General features: G+C 40.3%; 6 protein-coding genes and 3 pseudogenes. 5 read left to right on the top strand and 4 right to left on the bottom strand.

The genetic code is table 11. From position 1 onward, the window contains the following. From B0183_RS13010 to B0183_RS04940, 3 genes and pseudogenes are all read right to left on the bottom strand, one after another. Positions 1–1,074, bottom strand: a pseudogene (locus tag B0183_RS13010) (hypothetical protein); the annotation flags it as partial. Then, a complete protein-coding gene (locus B0183_RS04945; protein WP_078208437.1) occupies positions 1,071–2,837 on the bottom strand; it encodes an ESPR-type extended signal peptide-containing protein in 1,767 nt (588 codons plus the stop codon). The gene B0183_RS04945 and the pseudogene B0183_RS13010, both read right to left, overlap by 4 nt. Positions 2,838–3,073: 236 nt before the next feature. Continuing rightward, positions 3,074–3,250: a hypothetical protein gene (locus tag B0183_RS04940; RefSeq protein ID WP_234802033.1), complete on the bottom strand. Its 177-nt coding sequence runs from the start codon at positions 3,248–3,250 to the stop codon at positions 3,074–3,076. A gap of 23 nt (positions 3,251–3,273) precedes the next feature. Here B0183_RS04940 and yihA point away from each other — a divergent pair. The 3 genes and pseudogenes from yihA to B0183_RS04925 all read left to right on the top strand — a co-directional run. After that, positions 3,274–3,825 (top strand): annotated as a pseudogene (gene yihA / locus B0183_RS04935) (ribosome biogenesis GTP-binding protein YihA/YsxC); the annotation flags it as partial. 3 nt (positions 3,826–3,828) lie between these two features. Continuing rightward, the gene (rraB, locus tag B0183_RS04930; RefSeq protein WP_021116147.1) at positions 3,829–4,254 is read left to right on the top strand and encodes a ribonuclease E inhibitor RraB; all 426 of its coding nucleotides are present in this window, start codon (positions 3,829–3,831) and stop codon (positions 4,252–4,254) included. Positions 4,255–4,552: 298 nt separating this feature from the next. Then, complete coding sequence (locus tag B0183_RS04925; protein ID WP_078208436.1) at positions 4,553–5,989, top strand: glycoside hydrolase family 32 protein; 1,437 nt, start codon at positions 4,553–4,555, stop codon at positions 5,987–5,989. 169 nt (positions 5,990–6,158) lie between these two features. Here B0183_RS04925 and B0183_RS04920 read toward each other — a convergent pair whose 3' ends face one another. Continuing rightward, a complete protein-coding gene (locus B0183_RS04920; protein ID WP_021119057.1) occupies positions 6,159–6,500 on the bottom strand; it encodes a helix-turn-helix domain-containing protein in 342 nt (113 codons plus the stop codon). A 156-nt stretch (positions 6,501–6,656) separates the two neighbouring features. On the opposite strand from B0183_RS04920, the gene B0183_RS04915 reads away from it, so the two are divergent. Next, complete coding sequence (locus B0183_RS04915; protein WP_021116144.1) at positions 6,657–7,259, top strand: transferrin-binding protein-like solute binding protein; 603 nt, start codon at positions 6,657–6,659, stop codon at positions 7,257–7,259. A gap of 66 nt (positions 7,260–7,325) precedes the next feature. After that, positions 7,326–8,415, top strand: a pseudogene (locus B0183_RS04910) (surface lipoprotein assembly modifier). Positions 8,416–8,484: the final 69 nt, after the last annotated feature.

Here is an 8,484-nt window from a genome sequence, read left to right as displayed (position 1 = left end):
TAAATCTCCAGACACGCTCACATTGTAAATATTCTGACCATTTGCCCCCGTTTTTGAAGTCACTTTCACATTTTTACCCGCTTCAACTTCAGTTCTTGCGGCTGCGGTTGTGGTGTTGATGGCATTCGCCACTTCCTCACCTGTTACAAAAGCATTGCCCTTGGTTTCAGCCGTAACTGTACGTTTATCCTCAGCAGCCTTCAATTTAGATTTCACCACCGATAAATCATAAATCGTTTGATCTTTGTCACCTTTACTTGCTGTAACGCCAACCGATTTGTCCGTTGATTTAACCTCTGTTTTTGAAGCTGCTGCCTTAGTATTTAACTGGCTCACATTTACCGCATCAGTATCTGCTGTACCAGCCGCCACATTGGTAATTTTCGCATCATTAACATTAACTGTTTTATCTGTAGAACCTGCAGACAAGGTAATCTTAGCCCCATTCGCCTTGGTGGCGTCGTTACCATTGGCAATCGACGTAATGCCTTTTAATTCCGAATTTCCAGTTGGACCCGCAGGGTCTTGTGATCCCGTTGGACCCGCAGGGCCTTGTGGTCCTGCTGGACCCGTATCACCTTTGTCACCCTTAGCCCCTGCTGGACCCGCAGGTCCTGGAATACCTTGTTCACCTTTAGGACCCGGTTCACCCTTTGGTCCCGCTGGACCCGCAGAGCCAGTTTCACCTCTCTGACCTGTATCACCTTTTGGACCTGCATCTCCTTTAGGACCCGCAGGGCCTCGTGGTCCTGCTGGACCCGCTTCTCCTGGTTCGCCTTTATCCCCCTTAGGTCCCTGAGCACCCGTTGTTCCCTGCGGTCCTCGTGGTCCTGCTGGACCCACTGGACCAGCTTCACCTTTAGGACCAGCTTCACCTTTCGCACCATCTTTACCGTCTTTCCCCTTAGCAATAGTATCAGAGCTGCCATCCGTATAAGTAATTTGCAAATTACCATTTTTCCATTCAGTCTTTTCAATTAACTTACCAATCGTAGAAATCGTAATATTTCCGCTGTTTTGTTCTAATTTAATATTATTTCCAGCGGTAAAGGTTACGGTTGCCGTATCGCTCATTTTGATAAGATGTTCCGTTGGAGTTGCTTGCCCCCCGCTCCCTGAGTAATTGCAAGTTTCCAACCTAAATTGTCAATCTTATCAATTTTGCTTTTAGTATCATCGGTTAATTTAACCGTAATCGTATCGCCACTAGCATGGGAAGTAAGACCGTTGTCGCCTTTTACCTTGAGCGTACCACTCCACAAGCCGACTTTAGGTCTGTCAGCACTGCTTAAATTAGCATTTACACCGTTATGCTTATTCTCATTTCCCTCAATTTTCAGGGTTAAAGATTTAAGCTGTGCCACGTTTACCGCATCGGTTAATTCTTTACCAGCCGCCACATTGACGATTTGGCGTTTGATGTTGTCATTACCCACAGAAACCGCACCAATAGGAATAGGATTAGGATTGTTATCAACACTTTCTGTAGATTTAAAGCCGTTATCGACAGTGCTTTCTCCCGTTGTGACAGAATGATTTTGTTTTAACCCCACTACACCGCCAGCTGTACTTGCATTAGAACCATAACCCAATGCCACACCGCCACCCACGGTGACAACGGTATTATTACCAAGTGCGGTTGCTCTAGCAGCACTACCATTTGTTTTGGCTCTTTCACCCACAGCAACAGAGCTCCTACCACCAGCAGAGGCCATATAACCCAAGGCAGTAGCATGACTTTCAGCAGTTGCTTGGCTTCCAACTACCACTAAGTTTTGACCTGTCACATCGATATGGGCACCCACAACAACAGAAGATGACCCTGCTGTTGTCGCAGACTTACCTATCGCAATGGAATCTGTCCCAACACCTTTCGAGTTCCAACCAAGAGCAACGGCGTAGTTTCCAGTAGCAGTTGCACTACCACCAACCGCAATACCGTACTCATTGGTAGACTTACTATTCGCACCGATAGCAATGCCTTCATCACGATCTGCAGATGCTAAAGGACCTAAAACAATAGATCCTTCGCCCTTAGCCAAAGAACCACCCCCAATAGCAATAGAGGCTCCACCACTCGCAGTTGTTTTTTTGGATTCGTCTTGGGATTGGCCTTGGCCTTGGACTTGGCCTTGGACTGTATCATCAGGTAGATATCTCGTTGTTTTTAAATCATCTCCACCGATTGATATGGAGCCATACCCATCCGCTTTGGCATTTGCCCCGATAACAATAGATTTTGACTTACTTGCAGTAGCAGAGTGACCTATTACAACTGCTTGTTCCACCTTTCCCGCACTGGCTTGTCTGCCTAAGACAACAGATCCCTCTCCCGCTTTTGAAGCACTCCCGATGGCAACTGCTTCCTTCCCATCTATTTTAATATTGTTGCCTACCGCAACAGAGTTTGAGTGGTCTTTGTGGTTTCCTGCTTGTGTTTCATAACCTATCGCAATATTATGCCTAGCTTCAGCTTTTGACTTCTGACCGATAGCAATAGCACCATGCGCAGCCTTACTCTCTTTACCAATACCAATAGTACCGTTGTCAGATCCTGAAGTCGATGCACTAGCACCATCTAGAAAATATGGTTTTTCGTTACTTGTGCTAGCAGTTGCTGCTAAACCTACTGGACTAAAAAATATACCTAGTAATACTAGACTTAAAAGACTTAATTTAAATTTATCTTGCTGTTTATCTAAAAAATAATGTGAGGTACATACCTGAGCTCTTTTATCCGTGTAAGTGGATGTTTTGGTATGGGACTTTATTAATTCAGATACAACAACCCAAGCCTGTTGAGCATGACTCCAAATAACTCTAAATATTTTATTCATAATAATCTTCTCTAACGCTATAAACCTTTATTTACATTTTCAGGGTGNNAAAAAAAACAACATTTACATAAAATAAAGAATAAAATAACAAGCATTTTTCAACTTTTATTGTCAATTATTAAAAAAGTTAGAAATAATAGGCGGGAAATCTGATGAAAGCGGTGATTTAGATGGGATATTTTACACCGCATCGTCTCTTGAACAGGCTGCTATTTAATCATTATCACATAGCCTACTTAACATTGTCGTCTAATCCCAAATGCAACGGACGGTGGATAGGATGTTAAAGAATCGTCTTGATGATTTAGCCACTTTTCAATCCATTGGCGAACTGCAATTTCCGCCTCTGCTAAGGTTTCTTGGCTAAATTCAGGCAATAGGGCGATTTCCCCCCCAGCCTTCTTTGTCAGCATGTTGCAAATGAATAATCAAACCAAGTGGCGTGGAAATTGCCTTTGCAGGGCGTTCAAATGCAGGGAAATCGACGGCATTAAATGCCTTAACTAATCAAAAAAACTTGGCTCGTACCTCTAAAACCCCAGGGCGTACACAGTTAATTAACTTATTTGAAGTAGAACCAAATTGTAAATTAGTCGATTTACCAGGCTATGGCTATGCGGCCGTGCCTGAGCAGATGAAACTTCAGTGGCAACGCTCTTTAGGTGAGTATTTGCAGAAACGTGAATGTTTACGGGGCGTGGTAATTTTAATGGATATTCGCCACCCGTTGAAAGATCTCGATCAGCAGATGATCGAGTGGGCGGTATCTGCGGAGTTGCCTGTATTATTGCTACTTACCAAAGCGGATAAACTTAGCCAAAGTGCGAGAAGCAAAACCGTCAAAATGGTGCGGGAAGCGATTTTACCGTTTCAAGGCGATGTGCAAGTCGAAGCCTATTCTGCATTAAATCGTATTGGTATTGATAAACTTGCGACTAAATTAGATAGTTGGTTCGCCGAAATTTTTACTCAAACCCAAGAGGGATAACTTATGTATAACTTAACCGAATTACGCCAAGAAACCGATGAAATCATCAACTCTTTATTAGCCGATGGAAGCGATCCTGAAGCCCTTTATATTATCGAACACCACGTTGCTCACCACGATTTCGATAAACTCGAAAAGTTAGTGGTAGATGCTTATAAGTTGGGCTATGAGATTTCTGAAGCAGAAGAAGTGGAAGAAGAGAATGGCGATCTCGTGTTTGTGTGCGATATTGTTAGCGAAATTAAACTAGATGCGGAACTTATTACCGCTCAACAAAAAGAGCTACTGCCGTTAATCGAAAAATCGGGTGCGGTTTATGAAGGCTGGGGAACTTATTTTGAAGATCCGAACAGTGATGAAGATGAATATGGCGATGACGGCGAATTTTTTGATGACGAAGATGATGATTTTGATGATGAAAGACGTTAAAGAAAATGTTTGTTGGTAAATATTAGAAAAAGAATTTAATTTTTATTGAAAAATAGAGGAAATTTTATGAAAAACTGGTCAGAAGGCTATATTAATGATGTAAATTATACTGTGGGTTACTATGATTCTTTAAACCCTAATCAAAGGGCATCGCAAATCCTCTGTGTGTGATATGGCATTTGCTTCATTTATCTGTCTTTATTTCCAAAAGAATGTTGTAAATAACATCTTTGGGGTTGAATGTAGACGATGTTATCAGGTTGTACAAGGAACTAAACCCTCACAGGAGGAAAATACTATGCACATTTTCAATCAAGGTAAATACAAAAGCCTGCACGCTCAAGAAGTCGGTGAACTTGATGCAGTTCGTCAAGCGGTTGAACTGGATCAGGATTTCCGTCCGACCTATCATCTTGCACCGCCAACAGGATTGCTTAACGATCCAAATGGCTTAATTTTTGACGGTGAAAAATATCATATTTTCTATCAATGGTTTCCTTACGATGCGTTGCACGGAATGAAACATTGGAAACATCTGATGACAAAGGATTTCCAAACATTTGCCGAAGCGGATCCGCTTATTCCTGATGAAATGTTTGAGTCCCACGGCTGTTATTCGGGTGGGGCGATTTTATGGCAAGATAAGATTGTCGCGTTTTATACGGGCAATACGCGCCGAGCAAGCGATAATCAGCGTGTGCCACATCAAAATATTGCTATTTTTGATAAATCGGGCAAATTACTTGAGAAGCGTTGTATTATCGACCAAGCACCACAAGGCTATACGGAACACGTTCGTGACCCGAAGCCTTTTGTTACCGCAGAAGGCAAAATTCGTTTTGTATTAGGCGCACAGCGTGAAAATCTAACAGGCACAGGCTTGCTCTATGAAATGGACAACCTAGAAGCTACCCCTCGTTTGCTCTCTGAAATTGCAATTAATGATTTTGATAACAGCAACGTATTTATGTGGGAATGCCCCGATTTGTTCAAATTGGCGGATAAAGATCTGTTCGTTTGGTCGCCACAGGGTAAATTACGTGAAGCGACACGTTTCCAAAATAATTACCACGCCACCTATGCGTTAGGTCAATTAACTGGTGCAACGCTGACAGCAGAACATATTGAAGAGCTAGATTATGGCTTTGATTTTTATGCACCGCAGACAGTACAGAATGCAGAAGGGATTTTATATGGTTGGGTTGGCTTGCCAGATTTAATGTATCCAACGGATAAATATAAATGGCACTCTATGCTGACAATGCCTCGTCAGCTTTCCGTTAAACAGGGCAAAGTTTTCCAACAGCCAGTCAAAGAGATTTCTGCACAATTGCAGGATAAAGTGTCGTTAAGTGTGAATGGGATTACGGAAGTAGAAAACCTAGACACTGCTTATTTGCAATTTAATGTGGAAAATCAACCGCTTGTGATCCGTTTCTTTGATAACGAACAGGGGCAAAATCTGACCTTCCGTTATGAAAATGGGCTAGTCACCTTAGATCGTTCAGCGACCGACCAAACAGATCTGATGAAACAATTTGGCGAACAACGCCATTGCGAAGTTGAAAAATTGGAAAATGTCGAGATCTTCTTTGACCGTTCTGTTGTTGAGATTTTCCTCAACGATGGCGAAAAAGCGATGACTTCTCGTTTCTTTATTAAAGGGCGAGAGAATTGTTTGGAAACATCAAGGCTGCTTGAAATTATAAGTGTAAATCTATTAAAAGAGTTTTAAATATACCGTGTAATTCAATTCATAATCCACTGGTAATCAGTGGATTATGTAATATTGGAAAAAATTTATAAGAGCCTTTTATATTTCTTAAGTTAAAAAGCATAGTAGACAAAATTGTTGCTAATGTTTATTTTCTAAATAGGTGTAATATTATTAAGCTCTCGCAGAATTATTTTAATGTTTCAAGAAAAGTGATAAACGCTTCTTTTTGAACACAAGACAGGCTATCCCATTTTTGGTTTATTTCTATCTCTTTTAATTCCTTTTCAGTAAATTCTGCAGGAATACAATCTTGGAAAAACCAATTAATAGGTGTTTTAAAGAAAATAGCGATATCAATCAAGTGATTAACGTTGATTTTACTTGCACCACGCTCATAGCGTGAAAGTTGTTGCTGGGATAAATTGATACATTCTGACAACTTTTCCGCTGAATAGCCAAATTCCTTTCTCTTTTGCTGAATACGCTGCCCAATTAATTTATCTGTTATTTCCGCAGGAAGCTGTGCCATTTTGACCTTTTTATTTGCTAATACTCATCTATTCACATTTTGTGCATTTTTTTACTTAAAAACAGAGTTATAGATAAGTAAAGCTGCTAACAATTACTTATTTATTAACTAAAATTGGCTAAAACTAATTATTTCTACTTATCAAAGGATGTGCTTATGACAAAATTACTTCTTTCTGCAATTTTGGCTGGGTTATTAACTGCTTGTAGTGGCGGCGGTGGCGGTGCTGGTACAGCGACAACACCAGATAATACTAATATTGATCTAACCAACAGCCCGAAAGGGGATGTTGGTGCTAAAACTGTTGATGGGGAATTGTATGGTAAAAACAACAATGACTCTTTCTATGGTATTTGGCTAAACGATAGCAAAACGCTAAAAGAAGTTCGCTATCAAGGAACCGCTGCAACAAATTTACCTTCAGGTAGTGCAACTTACTTAGGCGATGCTTATTGGGTAAGTGGTGCAACAGGGCAGCCAGCCAAAGGTGGTAAAACTACATTAAATGTAGATTTTGATCAAAAAACGGTAGATGGCAAAGTTGAATTTAGCCTATTAACCGATGGACGTGCGCAAGATATTACCTTGCACAAAACCCAATTAAACGGTACAACTTTCAGCGGCAAAGCAACCACTCTATTACGAGAAGGTACTTATAAAGGTGGCTTATTTGGCAATGGTGCAAAAGAAGCAGCAGGTATTGCAACTTTCAGTGGTGATAACAGCTACGATACTTCATTCGGTGGTATTCGTTACTAATTCTTTGAGCAGTTAAACCTAGTTCGCATTTGCGTGCTAGGTTTGAATATAACTTTTACCATTCTTATGCATTCTTTCTTTTTACTCGCCTTATGTTGTTCTAATATTGTTTTTGCTTCCGTAACAACACTTGAAGAGCAATTAAAACAAGCTATTTACCAAAATAATAGCGGTCAAATTCAATCTTTACTTTACCAATATCAACAGCAGCCTCAGCAAGATTTGACATTAAAGTCTTATGCAGAAGCTAAACTATCAGCTTTACAGCAGAACTATGACGTTGCTATTCGTATTTACCGAAAAATATTGAGCGAACGACCTGAACTAAATTCGAATGGAATTGGCAAAAGTACTCTTTGCCGATCGACAAGATAGCGCAGCAAGAGTGCAGTTTGATAAAGTGAAAAGTGTCAAAAATCTACCATCTTCGGCATACCAACTTATTGAACGTTATATTGATGCTCTCAATTCAAGAAATAGTTGGCAATTTGATGCGAGCATTTCCTATCTTAAAACGGATAATGTCGAAAATGTTTCATCATCTTCAGTCATTGAAAATACAGGATTTGTAAAAGGTGCGGGAATGTTGCCGCAAAAAGCACAGGGTTTTGCCTATAATTTGGGTATTAATCGTGATTTTAATCTAATAGGTTCGCATTATCTTGGCGTGAGTAATGAAACCTACGGCAAAATTGAATATGAAAAACGCCGTTTTTTCAAAGATAACCCGCAGGCTGGTAATATCCGAACAGCTTCAACGACGTTGATTTGGTATCGAAATCCCGAACAAATTTTTTATCTCGGAGCAGCTTTTTCTCAGCAACGCTTACAAGAGCGACAATACAGCTCTGATATTCAGAATTTACGTTTAGGTTGGTTGCAAGAATACGCTTTTGGGATTTCAACAAAATTAAATTTCTCTTTTACCCATCGCCAATTTAAACATCAAGCGATACTAGGTGGTATCTTGCCACTCGGCAAAATTCGTCAAGATCATATTTATTCAGTTTTTGCACAAGTTTGGAAACGAGATTGGCATTTATGGGGTATTACACCTAAATTAAATTTGGAATGGAGGAAACAGAAAAGCAATTTGGATACGCTTTATTCCTACAAAATGCATAACGTTACACTCGCTTTTGAAAAGACTTCCTAACATTCAAAGGTAGCTCAAGTATTTATCGGATAGAATATGTTAAAATGTTACCAAAATTAAAAGAGGACA

This window comes from Glaesserella parasuis (genome assembly GCF_002015085.1).
Taxonomy (GTDB): domain Bacteria; phylum Pseudomonadota; class Gammaproteobacteria; order Enterobacterales; family Pasteurellaceae; genus Glaesserella; species Glaesserella parasuis.
The sequence above is the reverse complement of the archived record's forward strand: the minus strand, read 5'-3'. Positions and strand labels throughout refer to the sequence as shown.

Excerpts from the sequence above, each read along its gene's own strand:
- B0183_RS04945 (WP_078208437.1), bottom strand. The coding sequence starts at position 2,837 with ATGAATAAAATATTTAGAGTTATTTGGAGTCATGCTCAACAGGCTTGG.
- B0183_RS04940 (WP_234802033.1), bottom strand. The coding sequence starts at position 3,250 with ATGCTGACAAAGAAGGCTGGGGGGGAAATCGCCCTATTGCCTGAATTT.
- rraB (WP_021116147.1), top strand. The coding sequence starts at position 3,829 with ATGTATAACTTAACCGAATTACGCCAAGAAACCGATGAAATCATCAAC.
- B0183_RS04925 (WP_078208436.1), top strand. The coding sequence starts at position 4,553 with ATGCACATTTTCAATCAAGGTAAATACAAAAGCCTGCACGCTCAAGAA.
- B0183_RS04920 (WP_021119057.1), bottom strand. The coding sequence starts at position 6,500 with ATGGCACAGCTTCCTGCGGAAATAACAGATAAATTAATTGGGCAGCGT.
- B0183_RS04915 (WP_021116144.1), top strand. The coding sequence starts at position 6,657 with ATGACAAAATTACTTCTTTCTGCAATTTTGGCTGGGTTATTAACTGCT.